General features: G+C 45.7%; 20 protein-coding genes. 17 read left to right on the forward strand and 3 right to left on the reverse strand.

Annotated elements, in window-relative coordinates; genetic code table 11:
* Positions 1 to 519 precede the first annotated feature (519 nt).
* The 4 genes from thrS to rnr all read left to right on the forward strand — a co-directional run bounded on the left by thrS (position 520) and on the right by rnr (position 7,003).
* On the forward strand, positions 520 to 2,454 hold the full coding sequence (thrS, locus tag B2P60_RS11415; RefSeq protein ID WP_193006221.1) for a threonine--tRNA ligase: 1,935 nt from the start codon (positions 520 to 522) through the stop codon (positions 2,452 to 2,454).
* 23 nt (positions 2,455 to 2,477) lie between these two features.
* Entirely contained in the window at positions 2,478 to 2,981 is a 504-nt protein-coding gene (infC, locus tag B2P60_RS11420) for a translation initiation factor IF-3 (protein ID WP_062845719.1), read from the forward strand.
* A 358-nt stretch (positions 2,982 to 3,339) separates the two neighbouring features.
* Positions 3,340 to 4,584, forward strand: coding sequence for a toxic anion resistance protein (locus B2P60_RS11425; protein ID WP_286741439.1), 1,245 nt, complete (start codon positions 3,340 to 3,342; stop codon positions 4,582 to 4,584).
* Positions 4,585 to 4,726: 142 nt separating this feature from the next.
* Positions 4,727 to 7,003 (forward strand): ribonuclease R, encoded by a 2,277-nt coding sequence (gene rnr / locus B2P60_RS11430; RefSeq protein ID WP_286741441.1) that lies wholly within the window; start codon positions 4,727 to 4,729, stop codon positions 7,001 to 7,003.
* 68 nt (positions 7,004 to 7,071) lie between these two features.
* Here the strand turns inward: rnr and B2P60_RS11435 are convergent, their stop codons facing one another.
* The 3 genes from B2P60_RS11435 to hisA all read right to left on the reverse strand — a co-directional run bounded on the left by B2P60_RS11435 (position 7,072) and on the right by hisA (position 9,869).
* Positions 7,072 to 7,359: a hypothetical protein gene (locus B2P60_RS11435; protein WP_198335178.1), complete on the reverse strand. Its 288-nt coding sequence runs from the start codon at positions 7,357 to 7,359 to the stop codon at positions 7,072 to 7,074.
* Positions 7,360 to 7,442: 83 nt separating this feature from the next.
* Complete coding sequence (locus tag B2P60_RS11440; protein WP_286741442.1) at positions 7,443 to 9,068, reverse strand: mechanosensitive ion channel family protein; 1,626 nt, start codon at positions 9,066 to 9,068, stop codon at positions 7,443 to 7,445.
* A 63-nt stretch (positions 9,069 to 9,131) separates the two neighbouring features.
* Positions 9,132 to 9,869: a 1-(5-phosphoribosyl)-5-[(5-phosphoribosylamino)methylideneamino]imidazole-4-carboxamide isomerase gene (gene hisA / locus B2P60_RS11445; RefSeq protein WP_286741444.1), complete on the reverse strand. Its 738-nt coding sequence runs from the start codon at positions 9,867 to 9,869 to the stop codon at positions 9,132 to 9,134.
* Positions 9,870 to 10,954: 1,085 nt separating this feature from the next.
* Between hisA and B2P60_RS11450 the strand changes: the two genes are divergently transcribed.
* The 13 genes from B2P60_RS11450 (at position 10,955) to B2P60_RS11510 (ending at position 25,808) form a co-directional block, all read left to right on the forward strand.
* Entirely contained in the window at positions 10,955 to 12,307 is a 1,353-nt protein-coding gene (locus B2P60_RS11450; protein WP_286741446.1) for a Na(+)-translocating NADH-quinone reductase subunit A, read from the forward strand.
* A gap of 5 nt (positions 12,308 to 12,312) precedes the next feature.
* Complete coding sequence (locus B2P60_RS11455; protein ID WP_286741448.1) at positions 12,313 to 13,548, forward strand: NADH:ubiquinone reductase (Na(+)-transporting) subunit B; 1,236 nt, start codon at positions 12,313 to 12,315, stop codon at positions 13,546 to 13,548.
* On the forward strand, positions 13,529 to 14,431 hold the full coding sequence (locus tag B2P60_RS11460) for a Na(+)-translocating NADH-quinone reductase subunit C (RefSeq protein ID WP_230710960.1): 903 nt from the start codon (positions 13,529 to 13,531) through the stop codon (positions 14,429 to 14,431). The genes B2P60_RS11455 and B2P60_RS11460 overlap by 20 nt, the downstream gene beginning before the upstream one ends.
* A gap of 1 nt (position 14,432) precedes the next feature.
* Complete coding sequence (locus B2P60_RS11465) at positions 14,433 to 15,104, forward strand: NADH:ubiquinone reductase (Na(+)-transporting) subunit D (RefSeq protein ID WP_193006212.1); 672 nt, start codon at positions 14,433 to 14,435, stop codon at positions 15,102 to 15,104.
* Positions 15,104 to 15,712, forward strand: coding sequence for an NADH:ubiquinone reductase (Na(+)-transporting) subunit E (nqrE, locus tag B2P60_RS11470; RefSeq protein WP_193006211.1), 609 nt, complete (start codon positions 15,104 to 15,106; stop codon positions 15,710 to 15,712). Before B2P60_RS11465 ends, nqrE begins: the two co-directional genes overlap by 1 nt.
* A 124-nt stretch (positions 15,713 to 15,836) precedes the next feature.
* Complete coding sequence (nqrF, locus tag B2P60_RS11475) at positions 15,837 to 17,072, forward strand: NADH:ubiquinone reductase (Na(+)-transporting) subunit F (protein WP_286741450.1); 1,236 nt, start codon at positions 15,837 to 15,839, stop codon at positions 17,070 to 17,072.
* 230 nt (positions 17,073 to 17,302) lie between these two features.
* Positions 17,303 to 18,103, forward strand: coding sequence for an SDR family NAD(P)-dependent oxidoreductase (locus B2P60_RS11480; RefSeq protein WP_286741452.1), 801 nt, complete (start codon positions 17,303 to 17,305; stop codon positions 18,101 to 18,103).
* 136 nt (positions 18,104 to 18,239) lie between these two features.
* Positions 18,240 to 19,385 carry an FAD:protein FMN transferase gene (locus B2P60_RS11485; protein WP_286741454.1) on the forward strand — a complete coding sequence of 382 codons (1,146 nt, stop codon included), beginning with the start codon at positions 18,240 to 18,242 and terminating at the stop codon, positions 19,383 to 19,385.
* Positions 19,386 to 19,508: 123 nt separating this feature from the next.
* Positions 19,509 to 19,754, forward strand: a complete 246-nt coding sequence (gene nqrM / locus B2P60_RS11490; protein ID WP_193006207.1) for a (Na+)-NQR maturation NqrM — start codon at positions 19,509 to 19,511, stop codon at positions 19,752 to 19,754.
* 507 nt (positions 19,755 to 20,261) lie between these two features.
* The gene (locus B2P60_RS11495) at positions 20,262 to 21,518 is read left to right on the forward strand and encodes a CynX/NimT family MFS transporter (RefSeq protein ID WP_286741457.1); all 1,257 of its coding nucleotides are present in this window, start codon (positions 20,262 to 20,264) and stop codon (positions 21,516 to 21,518) included.
* A 101-nt stretch (positions 21,519 to 21,619) separates the two neighbouring features.
* The gene (locus B2P60_RS11500) at positions 21,620 to 22,459 is read left to right on the forward strand and encodes an arylesterase (RefSeq protein ID WP_286741459.1); all 840 of its coding nucleotides are present in this window, start codon (positions 21,620 to 21,622) and stop codon (positions 22,457 to 22,459) included.
* Positions 22,459 to 23,175 carry an ABC transporter ATP-binding protein gene (locus B2P60_RS11505; protein WP_230710971.1) on the forward strand — a complete coding sequence of 239 codons (717 nt, stop codon included), beginning with the start codon at positions 22,459 to 22,461 and terminating at the stop codon, positions 23,173 to 23,175. Before B2P60_RS11500 ends, B2P60_RS11505 begins: the two co-directional genes overlap by 1 nt.
* Positions 23,175 to 25,808, forward strand: a complete 2,634-nt coding sequence (locus tag B2P60_RS11510) for an ABC transporter permease (RefSeq protein ID WP_286741461.1) — start codon at positions 23,175 to 23,177, stop codon at positions 25,806 to 25,808. The genes B2P60_RS11505 and B2P60_RS11510 overlap by 1 nt, the downstream gene beginning before the upstream one ends.
* The last annotated feature ends 68 nt before the right edge of the window (positions 25,809 to 25,876 follow it).

Genomic DNA, 25,876 nt, shown 5'->3' on the forward strand with positions numbered 1-25,876 from the left:
ATAGATCTGATCTATGTTTCTTAACGCAGCTCCCTTCCGACTGGGTGGCATTATACGCGCTTTTAGTTGGGGGTCAAGGGGTTATTTAATTAATTATTGATTTACTGCTTATTAACCCTATATAGGTACAAGAACAACGAATCCTACTATCTATTTAAGAGCTTTGGTCGGCTTGTTTTTCGTTTTCCGTCTGGCTGGGGTCTACGGCGGGTGAATCCCTTGCTATCTAGTGTTTATAGACAGTTTTTGCTATAATAGCTGCTTCCATAGCGTGGTTTCTCTGCTCTACTATTGAGTTTCTTCTATATAGGTAAAGTACTGCTCCTTATTGTGAGCCAGTCAGGTATTATCCATGCTTGGTTTTTAAGAGAACATGCAAATTATCTTAGAGCAGAATAGGCACGTATGTAGTTTTATCACGTCTTACAATGATTGAATATAAATGATGTGGTCTCACGGTTATATGATTGATGGTTGCAGTCATCACTGCCAACGGACCCAAAAACAGGTGAATAGATTATGGTAGCGATTACTTTACCCGATGGTAGCGTAAAAAACTTCGAAGGCAATACAACAGTCATGGAAGTGGCGCAGAGTATTGGGGCAGGACTTGCTAAAGCAACGGTCGCTGGACGTGTGGACGGTCATTTGGTAGATGCGCATGACCCTATTGTTGCTGATGCTAACGTTGAAATCGTGACACCAAAAGACACTGATGGCGTGGATATCATTCGTCATTCGTGTGCCCATTTGTTGGGGCATGCCGTCAAACAGCTGTATCCTGATGTAAAAATGGTGATTGGCCCTGTCATTGACGACGGCTTTTATTACGATATTTTTAGTGAGACACCTTTTACCCCTGAGCACATGGAAAAAATCGAAAAACGCATGATGGCGCTGATCAAGCAAGATTATGACGTGATTAAAAAAATGACCCCACGCGATGAAGCGATTGAAATATTTCAGTCACGTGGTGAAGACTATAAGCTTAAATTGATTAATGACATGCCTGGCGAAGAAGCCTTTGGCCTTTATCATCATCAAGAATATGTCGATATGTGCCGTGGCCCACACGTACCAAACACACGGTTTTTAAAAGTATTTAAATTGACCAAAATGTCTGGAGCTTATTGGCGCGGCGATGCCAAAAATGAGCAATTACAACGTATCTATGGTACAGCGTGGGCCGATAAAAAAGATTTAAAAGCTTATATTCAGCGTATTGAAGAAGCAGAGAAACGTGACCACCGTAAGATTGGTAAGGCGCTCAATCTGTTTCACATGCAAGAACAAGCGCCAGGTATGGTGTTTTGGCACGCAAACGGTTGGACGATTTATCAAGTGCTTGAGCAGTATATGCGTAAGGTACAATACGATAATGGCTATGAAGAAATCAAAACGCCACAAATCGTGGATCGCAGCTTGTGGGAGCGTTCTGGCCATTGGGGCAACTATGCAACCAACATGTTCACTACTGCCAGCGAAAACCGTGATTATGCGGTAAAACCGATGAACTGCCCTTGCCACGTGCAAGTGTTCAATCAAGGTCTAAAATCTTATCGTGACTTACCGTTGCGTATGGCGGAATTTGGTTCGTGTCATCGTAACGAACCATCAGGCTCCCTACATGGCTTGATGCGAGTGCGCGGATTTACTCAAGATGATGCCCACATTTTTTGTACTCAATCACAAATTCAGCAGGAAGTGGCAGACTTTATTAAGCTCACCCTTGCGGTTTATGAAGATTTTGGCTTTGATAACATTATTATGAAGCTCTCTACACGTCCTGAAAAGCGTGTCGGCAGCGACGAATCTTGGGATTTTGCTGAAAAAGCACTGGCAGATGCGCTTGATAGCTCAGGGCTTGATTGGGAGTACCTTCCAGGAGAAGGCGCGTTCTATGGCCCGAAGATTGAATTTAGTCTAAAAGACTCTTTAGGACGTGTTTGGCAGTGCGGTACCATTCAAGTTGACCCTAATATGCCTGAACGTCTGGATGCCGAATTTGTGAATGAACAAAATGAGCGCGAAGTGCCTATTATGTTGCACCGTGCGATCTTAGGTTCATTCGAGCGCTTCATCGGTATACTCATTGAAAACTATGCAGGTTGGATGCCAGTATGGCTTGCGCCGCAACAAGTGGCAGTCATGAACATCACTGATAAACAAGGCGATGCCTGCGAAAATGTGGTCAGTGAGTTAAAAAATGCAGGTATTCGCGCGGTTAGTGACTTGCGTAACGAAAAGATTGGATTTAAGATACGAGAGAAAACATTAGAACGTATTCCCTATATGCTAGTATTAGGGGATAAAGAAGTCGAATCGGGCAGTGTCAACGTCCGAACCCGTGAAGGTGAAAACCTTGGCGTGATGAGTGTTTCTGAATTTATTACATTAGTACAGACCGCTGTCAGTAAAAAAGGCCGACAGACCCCAAAAACAGATGAGGAGTAATACCTATTAAACAGTCCAACCGTTTGAACATCAACGAAGATATCAATGTCAAAGAAGTCCGTCTCGTTAAAGAAGACGGTGAGCAAATGGGCGTGGTCGATATCGAAACCGCGATGAAAGCGGCACGTGATGAAAATCTAGATTTGGTCGAATTAGTTCCTGAAGCCAAGCCTCCAGTATGCAAAATCATGGATTATAAACATTTCCTCTATGATCAAAAGCAAAAGGCAAAAGAAGCTAAAAAGAACCAAAAGCAGACTCAGCTCAAAGAGATGAAGCTACGCCCTAGTACCGAAGAAGCCGATTATCAGGTAAAACTGAGAAAAATCGTGAGCTTCTTGGAAGATCAAGACAAAGTTAAAATTAGCATTCGCTTCCGTGGACGTGAAATGGCGCACCAAGATATTGGCCGCAAACAACTTGATCGTATCATTGAAGACACCGCTGATATCTCAAACGTCGAACAGTACCCTAAGATGGAAGGTCGTCAAATGGGTATGCTGCTTGGGCCAACTAAGAAAAAGTAATCTATTGACCAGATTACTCATTAGTTGTGGCTGTTAGTGAGTCGATTTAGATATTCTGTACAGATACTTATAATCTTAACCATCAATATGCTGCGGGATATTGATGGTTTTTTACCATTTAGTGCTGTAAATAGTTATTTTTGAACATAATAAGTCCACGCTAATTTACAAAACCCATCTTCTCAACCTTTTTATTACCCGTTAATCTAAAGGTCTGCTCTGTGACTTTTAAATATAATTTTAATAAAAACAATGAAGTCCATCGTAAGTTTCTACCGTCTGCTAACTTATTTTGCGACTTACTTTTTTAGTCATTGATCCTAAATTTCCGCCCTTTTTAGACAATATAGGAATCTTCATGCAAGCATTGACGCCACCAGAAAACACGAATACGCCCAGTATCTCTTTGACCGCTCCTGAACCTGTGAAAGAAGTACAAAAAAGTGAAGCAGATCAAATGGTCAAGTTGGATGAAAGTCAGATTCCAGAGCTTGATGCCAAAGTTGATGCGTTTGTCGATCATGTGATTACCAACTCTGTGCACAGTCCTGAGTTTCAGCAAAACGTCCAATCTATCCATAACTTAGGAACAAAAGAGATTCGCGAATCGGCGCAGGTCTCTAACCGTATGCTCGATTTGCCCACAAAAAGTCTCAATGATAGCCTGTTTGACAACTCCCCTATTGCTAAGTCTTTAACAGAGCTGCGCGGTATCGTCGAAGACTTAGACCCCAGTAAAAAAGAGCTAACCAGCTCACGTAAACTGTTTGGTCTCATCCCTTTTGGGAATAAAGTCCAAGATTATTTTCGCCAGTACGAGTCTGCCCAATCGCATATCAATGCGGTCGTTACCAGTCTTTATAATGGTAAAGATGAGCTCCTAAAAGACAATGCGATGATTGAACAAGAAAAAGTCAATATGTGGGAGCTCATGCAGTCCATACGCCAGTATGTCTATGTGGGCAAAAAAATTGATGAGCAGTTAGAGCAAAAAGTCTATGCCATAGAAGCGACTGATCCTGAAAAAGCGCGTATTATTAAAGAAGAGATGTTGTTTTATGTACGTCAAAAAAACACTGATTTTTTAACTCAGTTGGCAGTGAACGTACAAGGGTATTTGGCATTGGATACCATTCGCCGTAATAACTTAGAGCTGATCAAAGGGGTGGACCGTGCAACCACGACCACTATTTCTGCCCTACGTACGGCGGTCGTCGTAGCACAGGCCATGACCAATCAAAAACTAGTCTTAGATCAGATTACAGCCTTGAATAAAACCACGAGTAGTTTGATTGAATCAACCTCAGCCATGCTCAAACGCCAATCTGGCGAGATTCATGAACAAGCCACCAGTAGCAGTATTGAGCTTGATAAATTACAAAACGCCTTCAATAATGTATATGATACGATGGATATGATTAGCAACTACAAAATTGAAGCGTTAGAAAATATGAAACAAACGGTCAATACTTTGACCACCGAGGTCGATAAAGCACAGAAATACCTCGATAAGTCTAATCAAACGACAGTGCTAGAAGTATCCAAAGAACTAGACAGTAAAAAGATAAACGATAAATCAAACACGGTCGATATCGATATTTAACTTGTTCTAGACAGATTTTACTTGTGAAAGGTAATAACCCCTTGCTACTGAACACACATAAGACAATTGACGCAAGATATTGTAGCGTCGTTCGTGTTAAGATAGCCCTTATTAATAATTTTAAAAATAGATACGGTAATTTATGAGTTGGAATGATCCAAACGCCTCAAGTGAGGCAAAAAGATATGACAATCCCATCCCTAGTCGTGAGCTGATATTGAGCACGATTAATGAGCATGGTGAAGTCACGCATCAACAATTGGCAAAAGTCTTTAATATTGATGACCCAGACCAGTTTGATGCTTTAGGCAATCGCTTAAAAGCGATGGCGCGTGATGGCCAAGTGAACCGTGAAGGTCGTCCTTATCGCTATCGCACGGTAAGCCAGCAAGACGTGGTCACAGGCACAGTGTCTGCCCACCCAAAAGGCTTTGGCTTTGTCCTATTAAGCGATATGCCAGATTTGTTCTTGCACGAAAAACAAATGCGCTGGGTATTCAATGGCGATACGGTAGATGCAATCGGGACGTCAACCGACAATCGTGGTCGTACAGAAGGCCGTATTGTTGACGTTGTAGAACGCCGGCAAAACAACTTTATCGGGACACTGGCTCGCGATGAAGATGGCTATTGTGTCGAGCTTGGTAGTCCGAATAATCATCAGCCGATTACGGTGACTGATGATAATGTGCAAGCGCTAAATGCTAAGCAGGGCTCTCCTGTTAAGGTTGACATCATTGATTGGCCAAACCAACATGAGTTTGCGACTGGTAAGATCACTGAAGTCTTGTCTGATGACAATGATCGCGAACTCATTATCGAAACCACGCTACTTAATTATGATATTCCGTCAGATTTTAGTGAAGCGGCGCTTGAACAGGCCAATAGCTATCAAGAACCGACTGAAAAAGATCTAAAAGGTCGCAAAGATTTACGGGATTTACCGCTTGTTACGATCGATGGTGAAGATGCACGTGACTTTGATGATGCCGTGTTTGCCGAAAAACGCTCTGGTGGTAACTACCGCGTTTTAGTAGCGATTGCTGATGTGAGTTATTATGTGACGCCAAACTCGCCACTGGACCAAGACGCCTTTGAGCGTGGCACCTCAGTCTACTTCCCGCATCGCGTGATTCCAATGCTGCCTGAAGTACTCTCTAACGGTCTGTGTTCTTTAAATCCTGATCGTGACCGTCTGTGTATGGTTGCTGATATTAAAATATCACGAGCAGGCAAGGTAACCGGTTATGAGTTTTATCCTGCCGTCATGCACTCAAAAGCACGCTTAACCTACAATCAAGTAAATGCTTATCTGGATAATCCAAAAGATAACAGCGTGCCCACCTCATTAACGGGCAATAAAGACGTTAAAAAATCTATCGATACCTTGTATCAATTGTACGAGCTGTTGCTCAAAAAACGTGAAGAGCGTCATGCGATGGAGTTTGAAACCGTCGAGACGTACATCAAGTTTAATGAAAAAGGTGGTATTGACGCTATTTTACCGCGAACTCGTGGGGATTCTCAGAAGCTTATTGAAGAGTGTATGCTACTGGCCAATACCTGTGCGGCAAATTTTGCGCTAAAACATGAGCTACCAGTCTTGTATCGTAATCATGATAAACCTGATGGCGAAAAGTCAATGCGTATTCATGAATATGCAAAAAACTTTGGTTTAACTTTCCCAGAAGAAAACCCAACGCAAGCGGATTATCAGCGGATTATTGAAGCAACCAAAGATCGCCCCGACGCGATTAGTATCCATAGCATGCTGCTGCGTTCAATGATGCAAGCAAATTATGCACCTGACAATATCGGTCACTTCGGCTTAGCTTATGACGAGTACAGCCACTTTACCTCGCCTATTCGCCGTTACCCTGATTTAATGCTACATCGTGCTATCAAAGCGAAAGTGACGAATAACAAGCAGCCAGTGATGGACTTTTCGCTCGAAGGCGCCGGTACTCAAACGTCTGATACAGAGCGCCGTGCAGAAAAAGCATCACGCTATGTAGAGTCTTGGCTCAAGTGTCACTATATGAAAGATCATGTCGGCGAAGAATTCGAAGGCGTTGTGACCACCGTCACTAACTTCGGTCTGTTTGTCACATTGACTGACTTATATATTGATGGCTTAGTGCACATCTCAAACGTTGGCGATGACTTCTTTGTTTATGATGAACAGCAACAACAGCTTATCGGTAAAGACAAAGGCACGCTATTCGGACTTGGCGATTTGGTCAAGGTGAAAGTGGCTGGCGTGAATATGGATCTGCTACAAATTGACTTTGATTTAGTAGCTAAGCTGCAATCTAGTGAAATGAATCAAACGAAAAAAGGCCAAACTAAGAAAACACCCGCTAAAAAAAGCGGTGGTCGTAGTAAAAATACTAGTAAAAACGCTAGCAAAAAAAGTTAATTTTAGCTAAAACCTTAGAATAATAAAAAGGCTAACGTCATCGTTAGCCTTTTTTTATAGGTGCATATTCATTGTATGTTACTACTCATTTGTGCCAAGCGTGCTTGGTCTGTCTGCTCAGCTTGATCGATCTTGCTGGTCGCATCGTCTAATATGGCTTTAGGCTGTTCGCCAAGAGGCTTGCTCGCGATATTTTCTGAGCCACTTACCGCCTTATCTGTATCAAGTCCTGCTGTGCTAGTACGACTGTTGACGATTTCTCTATTTTTGTCATGCTGATAGCCGTTAACAAGGTTAAAGCCAAGTAACGCAACTATGCCGACCAAGGCGAATACAATTAGGTGTTTTATTTGCATAAAAAGTGTCTCATATTTGAATAAGAATCAAAGACACATTTTATTGCATTTTTTATGCCCACTTTTTAGTGGGATTTGGCGTATCACTCTTGCGGACTGTTGTTATTTAATAAATCAGTCTCATCTGAGCTTTCGGCGATTTCTTGTTCGACTTTTTCCATCAGCTTATCATCAGGACGGGCGTTCAAGACGTCCTCAGCATCACGTCCTTGTAAAATATGCTTGGCTCGTGCTTTTGCTTGCTGTTTGTCTTTATCGTCAGTACGACTGCCGTCATCTTGATGGTTGTCAAGTGACTCAGGAAGGGTCGTGGTAACGGTCATGTCTGATTTAGCATTGTCAGTGTTAGCCTGCATATGCTCAAAGGCTTTTTCTAGTTTATTGTTGAAACGGAGACGATAAATGGGTTCTGGCAGACTGAACCCCGCATTTTCTAGGGCGTGCTTGGTCTCGCGAATAGCAATACTGCGCGCTTTGGCAAAGTCTGTTTTTGATTGATCCACCCAAATTTGAAACTCTAGGATGATATTAGAGTCGCCAACGTTGGTAATCACCGCAATGGCTTTAGGCTCATCTAAAACAAACTCTAATGTATATATAGTATCCAAGCCAACTTTTATCGCGGCTAATGGGTCATCGTTGGCATCCACGCCAAGCTCAAAGGTAAAGCGCCGTTCTGGGTTTTTGGTGTAATTTAAAATGGTGCCTTTAAAGACCTCCGCATTTGGAATGCGAAGCTGATTGCCATCTAAGGTCATAAGTATTGTCGCGCGTGAGGTCAAACGTACCACGATGCCTTCTTGTCCATTAATCACGATATGGTCACGCGCGCGAAATGGCTGACGAATACTGAGCATTAAGGAAGCAATGTAGTTTTCGATGGTATCTTTCACCGCAAAACCAACGGCAATACCGATGACACCCGCACCACCAAGCAAGGTGCCTAAAACCGTTTCAGCCCCGATTAAGCTCAGCGCCAAAATCAGACCAAAAACAATGAAAATAACTTTCACCGTCTGTGCCAATAATTCAGCGACAAACGGATTGGGCGTTAGCCGTTGCCACATTTTATTACGGTTAGACAGCCAGCTACCAAACCATGTCACCAATGCAAATATGACAATACCGACCAATAATAATGGCAAGGCTTTGACCAGATTTTTGACTTGCGCTTTAAGACCTTCATAGCCAGTCGTAACATTTTCTTGCACATCAAGGGTGCGATCAATCCGATCTTCTACCGTGACCACATCTGTCAGACGATTGGTTAAATTGATCGCTTGTTGCGCCTTTTTCTCGTTCGGCGTCTCACCAGTTAAGGTAACAACCCCTTGGGTAACGCTGACATTGACGGCTTGTAAGCCTTCTATCTCAGAAAAAATACCATTGATACGTTGACGGATGTCGTTGTCTTTTTGCGGGGTGGGCGTGGTTTCAATCTCGGCATTATTGGTGCTTTCACCACTGATTAACGGTGGCGGGGCGGGCTCAGGCAACGGTGCTGCGGGCTCTAAGGCTTCACCGTCTGAGGTCACAGGGTCATCCGCCACCACATTTTCTGCGCTCTCTAACCCTAAGGCAGTGGTTAGACCTGTCGCTTCTTCAGCAGCATGAGCGGTTAATATGCAAATGACGCTTAATAGCAACATCATCTGACCCCACGCCTTTATACACCTGCGTGCCATTGGATGGTCAAAGTAAGTGGCCATAAGCATCCCTTGCTTGTTACGAATTTTATTGCTGATTTCTTGTCACTACATTTTTAATGACGATTAACTGTCTAAATAAATCTGCGCCTCGCCCAAGTCTAACGTGCCCTCATAAATCGCGCGGCCCGTGATGATGCCTTCGATACAGTCGCCGTAAGGTTTGAGTAGCTCAATATCCTTCATATCTGTCACGCCGCCTGAAGCAATCACGGGCAAACCGCCTTCACGAGCTAAGTTGACCGTTTGCTGAACATTAACGCCTTGCATCATGCCATCACGGGCGATATCGGTATAAACGATAGAAGAGACACCCACATCAGCAAAGCGCTTGGCAAGCTCAGTTGCTTTGGTATCGGTAACATTTGCCCAGCCATGCGTCGCAACCATACCATCTTTGGCATCGATACCAACAATAATATGCCCTGCAAACTCGCGGCACGCTTGGGCGACAAATTTAGGGTCCTCGACTGCTTTTGTGCCGATAATGATATACGTCAGACCGGCAGTAATGTATTGCTCAATGGTGTTCATATTGCGGACACCGCCGCCCAATTGGACAGGTAGGCTCGGATACGCTTTGACAATGTCTTGAACCACTTGTCTGTGTACAGGCACCCCATCGAACGCGCCATTCAAATCAACCAGATGCAGCCTGCGTGCGCCTTCATCGACCCAGCGTGCCGCCATGGCGACTGGATCATCAGAAAACACCGTATCATCCTCCATACGGCCTTGTTTTAAACGTACACATTTACCATCTTTTAAATCAATAGCCGGGATAATGACGGGCACAGCACACATATCGCATTCCTTATAAAACAAATATTAAATAAACTGAGACACTCACGCTTGAACGTTGAACCATCAAACAATGATAGAAAAACATCACTCAAAAAGCGACTGAAAATATAAACAGATTCACAATCACCAATAATAGACTAAAAATCCACTTGGATAAGTACAAATGACAATATAAAACGGATAATCATAACCATAAGTTTTAGCAGATTTAAATACTGGCAACATTCGGTAAATTCAATTACTGACTGGCAATTTTAGGTCAATTTAGCGTATAATCCTAGGTAAATTTTAGTTGTTTCTATGTGATAGTAACCATGCGCTGCGCTTTTTATTAAGTCGTTCATGACATAAAGTCGCCTAGCGGTCAGGATGAATCGAGCAATAGCTAACTGCTTTACTACGATGTTGGCTGACGTATTGCTAAGAAGGGTTATATTAGAAATCTCAACTGGTAGCCTTTGAACAGTCTACTCTGCAGCACCAACCTCTAATTAGATGCCTTTCCTAACGTTTTTGTCGCGTCTCTATCATTAGCTAACTACATTAGAACAGTCATTACTGGCCCTATAGCAGCACAGACTAAGTGAGTTTGTCTTTGTTGCTCAGTCAGTTTGTCTTTCAACCAGTTTATTATCTATCTTAATAGATCAAATTTGGCTGCCCTCTTACTCAATTGAGTATCTGTTTTTGTGATACTGAATCAATAAGGGCTGTCAATCGTACTGGTATTACAAGTTTTAATTTTTAATGAAACGTATGATAGGACTGTTTTCTTAGAGTCGTCACTTTTAGCGCACTGCTTGAGCGGCTGATTTTGATTTGATGGTTTTAGCATGCACCTTGGTAGCCAGTCGCCACTTTGGTAATTCGAATAAGACATTAACGTGTTGTTAAGGAGTCTAAGGTCAGCGTTAATACTCTTACTAGTAGTTATGATCATGCGTTATTTTCAGAGACCCTTTATCCCTATCCTACTATAGGAAGAGATGTGTGGGGACTTTATTGAATGACGCAGATGTTCATGCTATCGATATACCAAACAGGATGTCTGGTATCGTTTTAGACTATGGACTAAGTTTTCGCTTATGATTACCATCAAAAAAGGTTTGGATTTGCCCATCACCGGTGAACCCTCCCGCGAGATATCTGAGCACCAACCGACACATGTAGCACTTGTTGGCTATGACTATGTGGGTATGAAGCCCACAATGAATGTCAAAGAAGGTGACGTCGTAGCAAAAGGACAGCCCGTTTTTGAAGACAAAAAACGGGTTGGTGTGATCTACACTGCCCCTGCTGCTGGTAAAGTCGTCGCGGTTAAACGCGGTGAACGTCGTGTGTTCGAGAGCCTTGTGATTGCGGTCGACCCAAACGGTGAAGAAGTAGACTTTGAGCGCTATGACTCCCAGCAACTTGCTGACCTAGATTCTGAAGTCGTTGAAACCCAACTGCTAGCCTCTGGCGAATGGACCGCGTTTCGCACGCGCCCTTACAGCCGTGCGCCAGAAATCGGTGCTCGCCCTCATGCTATTTTTGTCACTGCTATGGATACCAATCCATTAGCGTTTGACCCAATGCTGCTGATTAATGAGCAGCTGCAAGCATTCAATGATGGCCTTGCAGTCTTATCGACACTCAGCCCCAAGACCTTTGTCTGCCATCATGGTAATGCCCAGTTGACGCCAGTGGCTAAAACGGCTGCTAATAATGTCACTGAGTATCATGCTTTTGCTGGTAAACACCCAGCCGGGCTGGCAGGTACACACATTCACTTCTTACATCCAATCATGCGCGGCGTCACCGTGTGGACGATTGGCTATCAAGATGTGATTGCTATTGGTAAATTATTTACCACTGGTCGCTTGTACACACGCCGTATGCTCAGCTTAGCAGGCCCTGCGGTCAACCAACCCCATTTGGTCATGACAGAGCGCGGCGCAGATATCACTGCACTGACAAAAGGCAAGCTGGCTGCTGGTGAGAACCGCGTTATCTCAGGTTCGGTATTGTCTGGTCGCAAAGTGTTTGACAATATCGCTTATCTGGGTCGCTTCCACAATCAGGTGAGTGTGCTGACTGAAGGCCGTGAGCGTCCTGCGTTCCACTTCTTTACTCCAGGTAAAAACCGCTTCTCAAAACTGCCTATCTATATTTCGCAGTTCTTTGGCGGCAAAAAATACAACTTCACTACCACGAGTAATGGCTCACCGCGTGCGATGGTGCCTATCGGGGTTTATGAAGAAGTCATGCCCCAAGACTATCTGCCCACCCAATTATTACGCGCATTGATTGTCGAAGACATCATTAGCGCAGTAGATTTGGGCGTACTCGAATTGGACGAAGAAGATTTAGCATTATGCACCTTCGTATCTCCTGGCAAATATGAATTCGGTGATATTTTGCGTGACAACTTAATACGCATTGAGCTGGAGGGCTAACCACGATGAAATTTTTACACAATATGTTCGATCGTATGGAGCCGTCTTTCACCAAAGGTGGCAAACACGAAAAATACTATGCCATCTTTGAGATGTTTGATACGTTTTTGCGTCAACCAGGCTCAACGACATACGCGTCATCACACGTGCGTGACGGCATTGATCTTAAGCGGATTATGATTACGGTATGGCTATGTACGTTCCCAGCGATGTTTTGGGGTATGTACAATATCGGTCATCAAGCACTGACTGCTATTGCTCAGTTGGGCTTGCAACCTGAAGGCTGGCGTACGGTCATCACCAGCATGGCAGGCTACAACCCAGACAGTATTTGGGCCAGCTTCGTCTATGGTGCCATGCAGTTTTTACCTATATATATCGTGACATTTGCGGTGGGTATTCTCTGTGAGATTATCTTTGCCGTGGTGCGCGGACATGAGGTCAACGAAGGCTTCTTTGTGACGTCAGTACTGTTTGCGCTATGTTTACCACCAGATATCCCGTTGTGGCAAGTGGCCTTAGGGATCATCTTCGGTGTCGTGGTTGCCAAAGAAGTGTTTGGCGGTACAGGTAAAAACTTCCTAAACCCTGCCCTATCAGGTCGTGCCTTCTTATACTTTGCTTATCCAGCGTACATGTCGGGCGACTCCGTATGGACAGCAGTGGATGGCTTCTCAGGTGCAACGCCTCTTGGCCTTGCCGCACTTGGCGTGGTTCCTCAGGATTTCGTCGATGTCTATGGTAATGCCATCACGTGGAGTGACGCATTCTTAGGCAATATGCAAGGCAGTATCGGTGAAGTATCAACGCTTGCGATCTTACTGGGTGCAGTAGTCCTATTGTGGACACGCATCGCTTCATGGCGCATCATGGCCGGTTGTGTGGTTGGTCTGATTGCCACCTCTCTTGTCTTTAATGTGATCGGCTCTGATGACAATATGATGATGAGCTTGCCATTTTATTGGCATTTAGTGATCGGTGGTTTCGCATTCGGCGCGGTATTTATGGCGACCGACCCTGTCTCAGCTGCTCACACCAATAAAGGCCGCTGGGCATACGGTATCTTGATCGGTTTCATGACCGTACTGATTCGTGTCATTAACCCAGCTTTCCCAGAAGGCATCATGCTGGCCATTCTGTTTGCCAACTTATTTGCTCCATTGTTTGATTACTTTGTGACCCAAGCAAACATCAAACGCCAAACCGCTCGGAGGGTTCGCTATGTCCAAGCCCAAAAGTAATAATGCGAAAACCATTAGTGTGGCATTGACGCTATGCTTGGTGTGTTCAGTACTGGTCTCAGCCGTGGCTGTAGGCCTAAAGCCTTCGCAAATTGAAAACGCTCGCTTAGACCGTAACAAAAACATTTTGGTTGCTGCTGGCATGTATGATGCTGAATCTGATACAGCGAGTGATGTGGCCGAACGTTTTAAAGACTTTGAAGTCAAAATCATTGACTTAAACAACGGCAACTACCTAGATGATGATGCGCTAAAAGCTGCTGGCATCCCTGATCGCAATGCTTATGACGCCAGTCAAGCAACCAAAAACCAAGCGTTAAGTGAAGACTTGGGCGATAACGATCCTGCTGGTATTGGCCGCAAGCCCAAATATGCCAAAGTCTATGTCAAAAGTGATGACGCAGGCCAACCAGAAATGGTTGTACTGCCGATTCAAGGCTACGGGCTATGGGGTACGATTTATGGTTTCTTAACGCTTGAAAGTGACTTGAACACCATTAAAGGTATCAGTTTCTATGAGCATAAAGAAACCCCAGGTCTTGGCGCTCGTATCGAAGAGCCAGAGTGGCGTGCACAGTGGAGCGGTATCGAGTCTTATGACGAAAACGGTAACGTCGCCACTGGTGTGACCAAAGCTGGCACGCCAAAAGAAAACTGGGTCGATGGCATCAGCGGTGCAACACTAACTAGCCGCGGCGTCAGCAACATGGTTCAGTTTTGGTTAGGCGAGCAAGGCTACAAGCCTTATCTGGATACGCTACGTGAACAGAGCGGCCAACCGGTTGAAGGTGCAGACACGCAAGCACATCAAACAAAACCAGCGGCTCAATCTAACACCGAATTGGCAGCCACGCTACCAGTAGCTAACGGCAAGGAGGCATAACATGGCTGATACTAAAAGCATTTTAACCACGCCTATCTTTGATAATAACCCCATTGCCTTACAGATCCTAGGTATCTGTTCGGCACTGGCGGTCACGACAAGCATGTCGAATGCCATGGTCATGTGTGTGGCATTGACCTTGGTGACGGCGTTTTCGAGCTTCTTTATCTCCATCATCCGTAAGCAGATTCCATCAAGCATACGTATCATCGTACAGATGACCATTATTGCTTCATTGGTTATCTTGGTTGATCAGGTGCTAAAAGCCGTGGCTTATGATGTCAGTAAAGGCTTATCAGTCTTTGTTGGCTTAATCATCACCAACTGTATTGTCATGGGCCGAGCCGAAGCATTTGCTATGAGCAACCCGCCCGTACCTAGCTTTTTAGATGGTATTGGTAATGGACTTGGTTACTCAGCAGTCTTGCTGTTCGTTGCCACAATTCGTGAATTGTTAGGCGCTGGTACTTGGTTTGGCATGACTATCCTACAGCCAGTCACTGATGGCGGTTGGTACATACCAAATGGTCTACTCCTGTTACCACCGTCAGCATTCTTTATCATTGGTTTATTCATTGCTATTGTGCGTATCTGGAAACCAGAGCAAGTTGAAGAAGCTGAATTTGTAATGAAGCCGCAGTCTAAAGGCATGGCTCATGGAGGCGGTCACTAATGGGACATTATGTTAGTTTATTTATAACCTCAGTCTTTATTGAGAACATGGCGCTTGCCTACTTCTTAGGCATGTGTACTTTTTTGGCCGTGTCCAAAAAAGTCTCAACCGCTATTGGTCTAGGTGTTGCGGTCATCGTCGTCATGGCCATCACTGTGCCACTAAACAATCTGTTGTTCCAGTTCATCCTAAAAGATGGGGCGCTGGCATGGGCAGGATTCCCTGATATAGATTTAAGCTTCTTAGGCTTGCTCAGTTATATTGGTCTGATTGCGGCCACCGTACAGATTCTAGAGATGTTTTTGGACAAGTTTGTGCCAGCGTTGTATAACGCGCTTGGGGTGTTCTTGCCCCTCATCACCGTAAACTGCGCCATCTTGGGTGGTGTGTTGTTTATGGTTGAGCGCGACTATCAATTCGGTGAATCCGTGGTTTATGGTGTGGGCGCAGGTTTTGGTTGGGCACTTGCTATTACGGCATTGGCAGGTATCCGTGAAAAACTAAAATACTCAGACATTCCAGCGCCGCTGCGTGGTCTTGGTATTACTTTTATCACGGTTGGTCTTATGTCGCTCGGCTTTATGTCGTTCGGTGGTATGTCCATTTAAACCGCAAAGCTTAAGGCTTTATTTAGCTATTTGACCTATTTAATTCATTTATTCGGTAAGCGTGCGGGTACAGCATCACATTTATGCCCTCGCACCCCTACCCCATAGATTAAGGATACCTACCATGGATTACGCTACGGCGATTGGTGGCGTTGCTATGTTTACCTTGATCATCATGGGCCTCGTCGCTATTATTTTGGCGGCGCGCTCAAGACTGGTCAGTTCAGGCGATGTTACCATCCATATCAATGATAATCCCGATAATGACGTAGTGACACCAGCAGGCGGTAAGCTACTGCAAACACTCGCGGGCGAAGGTATATTTTTGTCTTCAGCTTGCGGTGGCGGTGGTACTTGTGCGCAGTGTCGTTGCCGCGTTATTGAAGGTGGCGGCTCTATTCTGCCCACCGAAGAAGGCTATTTTACTCAAGGTGAAATTCGCAATCACATGCGCTTAGCTTGTCAGGTGGCTGTTAAGCAAGACATGAAAATCGAGATTGATCCTGAGTTTTTTGATGTACAAAAGTGGGAATGTGAAGTTATCTCTAATGATAACGTGGCCACTTTTATTAAAGAATTGGTTCTTAAAATTCCAGAAGGCGAAGAAGTTAACTTCCGTGCTGGCGGTTATGTGCAGTTAGAAGCGCCACCACATGAAGTGCATTATAAAAACTTCGACATTGCCGAAGAGTATCGAGAAGATTGGGAAAAGTTTGGCATTTTCAAATACGTCTCAAAAGTTGATGAGCCGGTTATCCGTGCTTATTCAATGGCCAACTATCCTGAAGAAAAAGGCCTGATTAAATTTAACATTCGTATCGCCAGTCCTCCACCGCGTGGACCCGACGGTATCCCGCCAGGAAAAATGTCTTCATGGGTGTTTAGCCTAGTACCAGGTGATAAAGTCACCGTTTCAGGTCCGTACGGGGAATTTTTTGCCAAAGACACTGAAGCTGAGATGATCTTTGTCGGTGGCGGTGCTGGTATGGCACCGATGCGCTCACACATCTTTGATCAGCTTAAGCGCTTGAACTCTGATCGTAAGATTAGCTTTTGGTACGGGGCGCGCTCTATTCGTGAGATGTTCTATGTTGAAGACTATGATCAACTAGAAGAAGAGTTTGATAACTTTGAGTGGCATGTGGCGCTGTCTGACCCATTACCAGAAGACAATTGGGAAGGCCCAACTGGCTTTATCCACAATGTCTTGCTTGAAAACTATCTAAAAGACCATCCAAACCCTGAAGACTGTGAGTACTACATGTGTGGGCCACCGATGATGAATGCGGCCGTAATCGACATGTTACATAGCTTGGGTGTGGAAGACGAAAACATCATGCTTGATGACTTCGGCGGTTAAGTCGGTTGGTTCAGTAAAAAAACATCGTTAAGTGAGTAGAAAAAAGAGTCTCAATTGAGGCTCTTTTTTTATTTGTATCGCCAGTTTTAAGCAAAATTATTACATGAGTAGTTACGTGAATCGACTATGGAAAATGTGCTCAACGGTCAGCACTACCAATTGAAATGGTAGGTGGCCTTGTCTATCCTATATTATTGATTACTGGAACATCACATTAAGAAAGGATTCTTATGAAAACCAAATATAAAGATTTAACCATTTGGATAACTGGGGCGTCTAGCGGTATTGGTGAAGCGTTAGCCATTGCTTTTGCCAAACGCGGTGCTACGATTGTCTTGAGTGGTCGTGACAATGACAAGTTAGAAGCGGTCAAAGAACGTTGCAAACACAGCAAAAAGCATGTCGTCATTCCTTTTGATCTTAGTGACGCTAGTCAAACGAAAGACGCTTATGGCGCTGCTAAAAACCAAACGACTAAAATTGACTGGCTGATTAATAACGCTGGCGTCAGTCAACGCTCGCTCATTATGGACACTGCTGAAGATGTGGAACGGCAGATTATGGAGATAGACTATTTTGCGCAAACGCGTCTGACCAGACTGGTGCTGCCAGATATGATTGCGCAAGGTGGCGGTAAAATAGTGATGGTGTCTAGTGTGGCAGGTTTATTAGGGACGCAGTATCGCGGCGCTTATGGTGCCGCCAAAGCCGCTATCCATATGTGGGCAAACAGTTTACGTGCCGAATTGCACGAACAGGGAATAGAAGTAGCGACCATATTTCCAGGATTTATCCAAACCAATGTCTCTATTAATGCCTTGACGGGTGATGGCAGCAAGCAAGGCACAATGGATGAAGCCACCAATAAAGGTCTAACCGCCCCTGCGTTTGCCAAACAGGTCGTAAAAGCACTGACCAAAGGAGAAGAATACATTATTGTCGCAGGCACTAAAGAAAAGCTTGCGGTCAGGGTAAATCGGCTGTCCCCGCCCAAGCTTTATAAGCTTATCCGAGAATCGCAAGTAAAATAAGCAAACGTGGTCAATTTTTATCGACCCAAGGTACGCTTAACGTTACTGTGATTGGCCTTATTAGTGGCAAGGGGTGTAAAATAGGCAGCGCTTATTATCCAAAGCCTCATTCACCCTCCGCTATAGCAACGAGCTTATGAAAACTATAACTTCTTTCTCTTCAGTGTATGTCTTATCTTCTACCAACACTGTACGCGCCACCCTATATGGCGTCGTCAGTCTTGCTAGTGCCTTGAGTCTCAGCGCTTGCCAGCAAACACCAGATTACAATTATCTGAGCGGTGAGACGATGGGTACCAGCTATCACATTAGTTATCAGCTGCCCGCTGACGCAGATGAAACCGCCATTCAAGCATCGATTGATGAGCGCTTACAGCAGATCAATGACAGCATGTCGACCTATCAAGCCGACTCTACCATCTCCCAGTTTAACCGAGTCAGTAAAAACACCCCCATCGCTATCGATGCAGACTTTGATCGCGTGCTTGATATTTCACGAACTGTCTATCAGCAGTCTGGTGGCGCCTTTGATCCTACCGTGATGCCATTGGTAGATACTTGGGGTTTTGGCAGTACCATGACCGTTGAGCGCCTGCAAAGTCCGCCCACCGTCCTCGAGATTGCCCAAGCGAAAGCGTTAGTAGATTTCGAGAGTATCGTACAAAAAGAGCAAACGTTGTATAAAACCAAAGAGGGTGTCGGTCTAGACTTTTCTGCAGTCGCCAAAGGTTATGGTGTCGACGTTATCGCTGATGTGCTCAAAGACAAGTATCAAATTCGCAACTACATGGTGGAAATTGGCGGTGAAGTGGCGACCTCTGGTGTCAATAATCAGCAGCAGCCCTGGCAAATTGCTATTGATGCGCCTATCCAAGACAGCACCGTCAGCGAGCGCCAAACGATATCAGCCATTCGTCAACCCATCAACACGGGCAACCAAATGCACTTGGCAACCTCTGGCAACTATCGAAATTCAGTTATATTTGATGGTAAACGCTATAGCCACACCATTGATCCTACTACGGGCAGGCCTATCGCTGGTGGCGCCCCTTCAGTGACCGTTGCAGCAGACTCAGTCGCACTAGCTGATGCTTGGGCCACTGCGCTTACGGCCATGCCTTATCAAAAGGCGCTCACGCTGGCTGAAGAAAAAAATCTAGCGGTGCTGTTTGTCGTGCTGGGTGATGGCGCAAAACGAGAGGGGTCAGAGGATAGTACGGACAGCTGGCAAGTGGTACAAACACCTGCGATGCAAGCATTACGGGCTGATAAGAGACCTTAAGCAACAGTCGCAGTACGGTAAACGACACGATAAGCATCCACGTGCCGTGCAAAAATTTGCTATACTATTAAGTAGTTAACATTAAAAGTAACTGCCCTATTCTTGAAAAGTGAGGTTTCCTCTATGCTTAGTCAACTGCTTCCTATGCTTGCTATTACCTTTACCGTGTTTGTCCTGTTCTTTGTCTTTATGGGCATCGGTTATATGGTCAAAAAAAAGCCGCTTAGAGGCTCTTGTGGCGGTGTGGCGAAACTTATGGGGGATGAGAACTGCTCGTTTTGCGGTAATGATCCAAATAAATGTGACTCCCTCATTGCTGAACAGCAAGAAAATGCACTCAAAGCGGCTCAATTAGGCAAATCGGTATAAACGCCTCATTTGTTACCATACGCTGGTAGTGTTTACCTCACATTTGTTCCTATAATAGCGTCTAGTCCTTGGAAAGGGACTGGCGCTATTTTTCGTTTTGCCAACCACCTATTTATTGGTCTCCCTTTCTAACTAAGTAACGTCTTATAGTGTCTCTTTTATATTCACTAATCATATATAGTCACTACTTATATTCTGTATTTATCCTGCTAATAGGATAGCAAGTCTTATGTCTTAAGCGCCACAAGCGTTTTTGGCCACCCTCTAGGTGTGTTTTCTTGGTGTTATAGTCAATACTGAATAAAATGGATACACGATACTATGCTGCGTGACTGGTACAAATTTTTCTTGCTTGCTGTGTCTACGCCGACAGAGGCTACAAAAAATTTATCCCAGCCCCACTGTATCTTTCTTATATTGATCTGACTATATTGCAAGCGTCAATGCTCCGGCGCTTTTTAATGACGTGTGCTTTTTCTTATACTAATAAATAATAGTCGTGTTGCTATGTCTACTCCTTCTAATATGCCATCCCAGCCCCACTCTGACCCCTCGTCATCGTCTAAGCTGTCCTCCTCGCGCTTTATTTTTTGGCTCGTATTATGCGCCATGATTTTACTGGCGACCAATATGCGGGCGCCTATTGTTGCGCTTGGCTCTATTGCACCCGTCGTGCAAGAAGCGCTAAACATCTCTGAGACCCAGATTGGCTGGCTGGGAGCGGTGCCGATGCTAACGTTTGCGGTGGGCGCGCTGATCGCGCCAACCATTGGCAAGCGGTTTGGACTTGAGAACACGCTCATTGCGATGATTGCCTTATTAACGCTAGGTATGATTATTCGCACTGTTGTTTCCACTTGGTTTGGATTTTTAAGTGGGACCTTGTTACTGACGCTGGCCATCGGCTTTGCCAATACCTTGGCTGCCCCCGTTATTAAACAGCGTACTCCCAAACAGATTCCTTTGATCACCGGTCTATTTAGTCTCACCATGACGGTGACGGCGGGTATAGTCGCAGGGGTGGTGTTACCGCTGTCTGAGCAGGTAGGCTGGCAGTGGGCGCTGGGTGGGTGGTCACTGCTAGGCATCTTTGCCATCGTCATTTGGATATTTTTACGCTTACGTCTCGGCTCCTCTAGTCACCAAGCCGCTGTTCTACCTACGCCTGGCTCTTCAGAGATTTCGATGTGGCGTACGCCTTTTGCTTGGCAAATCGCGGTCTTTATGGGTTTGCAATCACTACTGTTTTATACGGTCGCCAGTTTCTTACCCTCTATTTGGGTCAGTAAAGGGCTATCAGCGGTGCAAGCAGGACAGATGGGGTCGGTGTTTCAGTTTATGGCACCGATCTCTATCTTAAGCTTAACTTGGCTTGTGAACCGTGGTCGCCCAATTCAGGCACTGGCGGTGTTTGCTGCTGTTTTAAACGTCATTGGCATTTTGGGCATCAGTTATTTATCGACCAATCTAGCATGGTTGTGGTCAGGGCTTATGGGGATTGGCTGCTCAGCGATTTTTACGTTGAGCATGATGCTGTTCTCTTTGCGGACGTATACCACCAATCAATCCAGCGAGCTGTCTGGTATGGCCCAAGCCGTCGGTTATTTGATTGCGTTTTTTGGCCCACTAGGCACAGGTTGGCTCCATGAAGCCACAGGTACTTGGGATTTGCCACTTTTTATCATGTTGATTTTGATGGTTGTAAACGTCTTGATTGCATGGATGGTCAGTCGACCCGTGATGGTTGATGGCAAAAAAATGTAACGCGTCACAGGAGATAACCCTAATATAAAATAACCTTAGGATAATATTGGTGTCTGTCTTATTTTGCTACACTGGTTTGATTGCATATAGGACAGAATATCATGATGAATGTATCCTCTCGCCTCGCTCATTGTTTGCCAGCAGTGGCTATTTTGGCCGTTGTCTTGGGCATTAGCGGTTGTCAACAAGACCCTGAACCCAGCATAACGGATGACAATCCAAACACGGCCAGTCAGACCGCCAGCGCTCAAATCTCTGAGACCCTACCCAAAACCAAGCAAACCACCCCTGCAGCCGAAGAGCAGCCATCCCAGTTAACGATATTAGCACTTGGCGATTCTCTGACGGAAGGGCTGGGCGTCGCTAGTGATGCCAATTATCCGGCGCAGCTAGAAGCAAGCCTACAAGAGCGGGGCTATAAAAATGCCAAAGTGATTAATTCAGGACTAAGCGGCGAGACCAGTACGGGCTTAGTCAATCGCTTAGATTGGGTGTTGCAGACCAAACCCGATGTCACAATTTTGACGATTGGTGCCAATGATGCCATGCGCGGTATTGATGTGGCGACTATTGAAGCCAATATTCGTACTGCTGTACAGCGTCTACAAGACAACGGCAGTACAGTTATATTAGGCGGCATGCAAATTTATGACAACCTTGGCTCTGACTATGTGCAGTCTTTTGCCGCCATATACCCGCGTGTGGCTAAAGACATGAATGTGACACTCATTCCTTTCTTCTTAGAAGGTGTGGGCGGCGATCCTAAGCTGAACCAAGCCGATGCCATTCATCCAACCAAAGAGGGCTACGCGGTTATCGTGAATGATAATATCTTGCCAGTCCTAGCGCCTACCCTTGAAAAGCTAAAATCAGCCGACGCAAATGGTTCAGTAAATGCTAGTGAACCCGCAGCAAAAAACACGCCTACTGAGACTATGTAATGACCTTATTCAATGCGACGACAACATCAGAACCGACATCAAATTCTAAAAATAAAACCTTACTGACCGCCTCAAAACTCACCAAAACGGTACAAGTCGGTGAGCAAACCTTGTCCATCATCAAAGACGTAGACATCTATGTCAATGCAGGCGAGTTTGTGGTCATCATGGGCAAATCAGGCTCCGGTAAATCGACCTTATTGGGGCTGCTTGCCGCGTTAGATTACCCTGATAGCGGCTCTGTTGAATTGGCCGATCAAACGTTAAGCCAACTTGATGAAGATGCGCTCGCTGTCATTCGTCAGCGTGACATGGGCTTTGTGTTTCAATCGTTTCACTTACTGCCGACATTGACCGTGGCAGAAAATATCGCTTTCCCCTTAGATATCGCAAGACGTCCCAATCAAGCACGCGTGGACGAGCTGATTGATGCCGTGGACTTGGGACACAGACGTGACAGCCTGCCCAATCAATTATCAGGCGGTGAACAGCAGCGTACAGCGGTCGCACGCGCCTTGGTCTCACACCCAAAGATTGTGTTTGCTGATGAGCCAACTGGTAACTTAGATGAGCAAAATGCCAACCAAGTCATGCAGCTCCTATTGGACTTACGCCAACAAGTTGGCTCAGCGCTGGTAGTCGTGACCCATGACCCTGCGCTGGCGGAAATGGCCGATCGCGTCATTACCATGCATGATGGACGGATTGTATCTTAATGACCAAAACCTCAACCGATAAGTCGTCCATGAACAGTACTTCGATAAGCAGTACCTCAACTACTCACTCTGAGTCTCTCATCAGCCGAGTGTTCACGCGCAATTTAGGCGCCAAAGCTTTAAGTCGTAGCTGGTGGCAACGCTGGGTCTATCCGGTTTTGTTTTTATTGACGCTTACGTTATCGCTTGCCACTTATCTGACCCTCGACTCTATCCAGCAGTCGGTCGATACCTATGTCAATGACAATCAGCGGGCGCTCGTTGGTGGTGACTTGATATTGAACAGTCAACAAGACTGGCCAAGTGACGTGTTGGCGCAGGTAGATACGATCGCTGATGCGCAAAAAGTGTTTGATTATCAGTTTAGTGCGATGGTCGTGACCGATACGCAAACCTTGCTTGCCCGCGTCAAAGCCGTCTCACCCAACTACCCGCTTTATGGAAAAGTAGAACTGGCCTCAGGCAAACCGCTTTGGCAACAGCTCAACGCCGATAGTGTGGTGGTCGCGCCTGAAGTCCTTAACGGCTTAAACGCGGATGTCGGTGATCGTATTACCATCGGTGACGGTCAATTTACTATCAGTGACGTGCTGACCAAAGAGCCTGATCGTCCATTGACCGCGTTTGGTTTTGGTGGTCGCGTGTTGATGCAACAAGACGCGCTGGCCGCCACCAACTTGTTGAGCCAGCGTAGCCGCGTCAATTATCGTATCGAGCTGGCGGGTAAGCCTGAACTCATGACTCAGCAGCGCGAACAGCTCACGCAAATATTGACCAATTATCCTGACATCGAGCTCTCTGATGCGGAGTCGGCAGATACCTCTGTCTCGCGTATCTCTGACAATGTACTGATGTTTTTAAAGCTATTGGTCATTGCCGTGCTTTTACTATCAGCGGTTGCCATGTATGGCGTCATCACCGCCTTTGTCACTAAGCAGCAATCTAACAATGCGATTCGCTTGGCACTTGGCGAGCCGCTTGGTTCACTCAAACGCAGCTATTATCAGCTATTGACGATCACCGCTGTCATTGCTTGTGTCGCAGCGACTGTCCTAAGCTTTGGCTTACTGCAAGTGGGTCAGCCGTATCTCATGGCGATCTTGCCGCCAGACGTGGGCCTCGCCATCAATCCTATTAGTGCGGTTAAAACCAGCGTTATCGCCTTAGTGCTGACCTTAGTTATTACCCAGCGCGGTTTAAGTACGCTGACAACCAACAAGCCTGCCACCCTACTCAACCAAGGCGTAAGCACGCAGGCGCAAAACCTGCCTTGGTATCGACTCGTGCCACTATTGTGGTACGGGGTAATGCTCGCAGGTCTGTATGCGTTTTTTGCGTATGAAGTTGGCTCTTGGGTACTCGGCGCGCAGCTATTGCTTGGACTAATCGGCTTTGTGGCGATATTTTGGGCGCTGGCGCGCGGTTGGTTGTGGTTGCTTGCTAAGCTCGCCAAACGCTCTACCATGGGCTGGATGCCGCGCATTGCCATTCATAACCTTGCACGTAAAGGCAATCAATCCGCCCTGTTTTTTGTGACTTTGTCGCTATCGGTAGCGGTCTTAACCCTTATCACCACGCTCAATCATAGTATCAATGCCCAGTTCATCAATGCTTATCCTGAAGATGCGCCCAACCTGTTCTTATTAGACATTCAAAGCGATCAACATGACGAGATCGATAACATCATCGGCGCGCCCGTGAGCTACTATCCGGTCATTCGCTCACGCGTGGTCACCGCCAATGATGTACCGGTACAAGATATCGTGCCTGCGGATGGCTTCGATGATCCCACGCGGGTCTTTAATTTAAGCTATGCCGACACAATCATGGACACCGAATTCATTACTGATGCGGTAGCAGACGATCAACTGTATGCGCCTGTCGATACACAAAACGAGCAAAATCCCGACCAAGCTGTCGTACCTATGTCCGTCTTAGACACCGCCGCTGACCTGCTAAATGTCGGTATGGGTGATCAGGTGCGTTTTAATATCCAAGGGATTGAGATCGTCGGGCAGATTACCAGTATTCGCTCGCGGTTTGAGCAAGGGCCCAGTCCTTTTTTCTACTTCTTATTTGAACCATCTGTATTGGCAGCAGCGCCGCAGATTCAGTTTGCCACCGCGCATGTCCCCGCCGATGAGATTCCAGAAATACAAAGCAAACTGGTACGCGAGTTCCCAGCCGTCACGACCATCAATGGCACGGCCATCGCGCAGCAAATCCAAGAGCTGGTGGTACAAATGAGCCGCTTGGTCTATGTCTTTACCCTACTCGCTCTACTGACTGGCGTCATGGTGCTGATCAGCTCGCTACTGTCTACCTCGCAAGATCGTATGAAGGACAGCGCGTCATTTAGACTGCTCGGTATGCAAAAGCGCGACTTATATATGCTCAATATTTTAGAGCTGAGCGTGCTTGGTATTAGCGCAGCGACATTTGCCGTTGTCATCGCCAGCGTTGGCGCATGGGCGGCTATCACGCAGTGGTTTAATCTACAGTTTAGTGTGCCGTGGACGAGCTTGGCTATTGGCGGCGCGGCGTTAGTTGTCTTGCTGTTTGCCATTGCCATTATTTATGTGAGATTGGTGATTGGACGCGGGATTATGGCACGGGTAAGGGCGATGATTTAGTGGTTGTAGCTAACCCTGCTTTTGCTGCTATTTCGACGTACATGGGGCTAAAAGCATTTCTTATTAGC

This window comes from Psychrobacter sp. UBA3068 (genome assembly GCF_002366815.1).
Lineage (GTDB): Bacteria > Pseudomonadota > Gammaproteobacteria > Pseudomonadales > Moraxellaceae > Psychrobacter > Psychrobacter namhaensis.

Bases quoted from the DNA above. Each gene is read 5' to 3' on its own strand.
- thrS (WP_193006221.1), top strand. From the start codon at position 520: ATGGTAGCGATTACTTTACCCGATGGTAGCGTAAAAAACTTCGAAGGC.
- B2P60_RS11425 (WP_286741439.1), top strand. From the start codon at position 3,340: ATGCAAGCATTGACGCCACCAGAAAACACGAATACGCCCAGTATCTCT.
- rnr (WP_286741441.1), top strand. From the start codon at position 4,727: ATGAGTTGGAATGATCCAAACGCCTCAAGTGAGGCAAAAAGATATGAC.
- B2P60_RS11435 (WP_198335178.1), bottom strand. From the start codon at position 7,359: ATGCAAATAAAACACCTAATTGTATTCGCCTTGGTCGGCATAGTTGCG.
- B2P60_RS11440 (WP_286741442.1), bottom strand. From the start codon at position 9,068: ATGGCCACTTACTTTGACCATCCAATGGCACGCAGGTGTATAAAGGCG.
- hisA (WP_286741444.1), bottom strand. From the start codon at position 9,869: ATGTGTGCTGTGCCCGTCATTATCCCGGCTATTGATTTAAAAGATGGT.
- B2P60_RS11450 (WP_286741446.1), top strand. From the start codon at position 10,955: ATGATTACCATCAAAAAAGGTTTGGATTTGCCCATCACCGGTGAACCC.
- B2P60_RS11455 (WP_286741448.1), top strand. From the start codon at position 12,313: ATGAAATTTTTACACAATATGTTCGATCGTATGGAGCCGTCTTTCACC.
- B2P60_RS11460 (WP_230710960.1), top strand. From the start codon at position 13,529: ATGTCCAAGCCCAAAAGTAATAATGCGAAAACCATTAGTGTGGCATTG.
- B2P60_RS11465 (WP_193006212.1), top strand. From the start codon at position 14,433: ATGGCTGATACTAAAAGCATTTTAACCACGCCTATCTTTGATAATAAC.
- nqrE (WP_193006211.1), top strand. From the start codon at position 15,104: ATGGGACATTATGTTAGTTTATTTATAACCTCAGTCTTTATTGAGAAC.
- nqrF (WP_286741450.1), top strand. From the start codon at position 15,837: ATGGATTACGCTACGGCGATTGGTGGCGTTGCTATGTTTACCTTGATC.
- B2P60_RS11480 (WP_286741452.1), top strand. From the start codon at position 17,303: ATGAAAACCAAATATAAAGATTTAACCATTTGGATAACTGGGGCGTCT.
- B2P60_RS11485 (WP_286741454.1), top strand. From the start codon at position 18,240: ATGAAAACTATAACTTCTTTCTCTTCAGTGTATGTCTTATCTTCTACC.
- nqrM (WP_193006207.1), top strand. From the start codon at position 19,509: ATGCTTAGTCAACTGCTTCCTATGCTTGCTATTACCTTTACCGTGTTT.
- B2P60_RS11495 (WP_286741457.1), top strand. From the start codon at position 20,262: ATGTCTACTCCTTCTAATATGCCATCCCAGCCCCACTCTGACCCCTCG.
- B2P60_RS11500 (WP_286741459.1), top strand. From the start codon at position 21,620: ATGATGAATGTATCCTCTCGCCTCGCTCATTGTTTGCCAGCAGTGGCT.
- B2P60_RS11505 (WP_230710971.1), top strand. From the start codon at position 22,459: ATGACCTTATTCAATGCGACGACAACATCAGAACCGACATCAAATTCT.
- B2P60_RS11510 (WP_286741461.1), top strand. From the start codon at position 23,175: ATGACCAAAACCTCAACCGATAAGTCGTCCATGAACAGTACTTCGATA.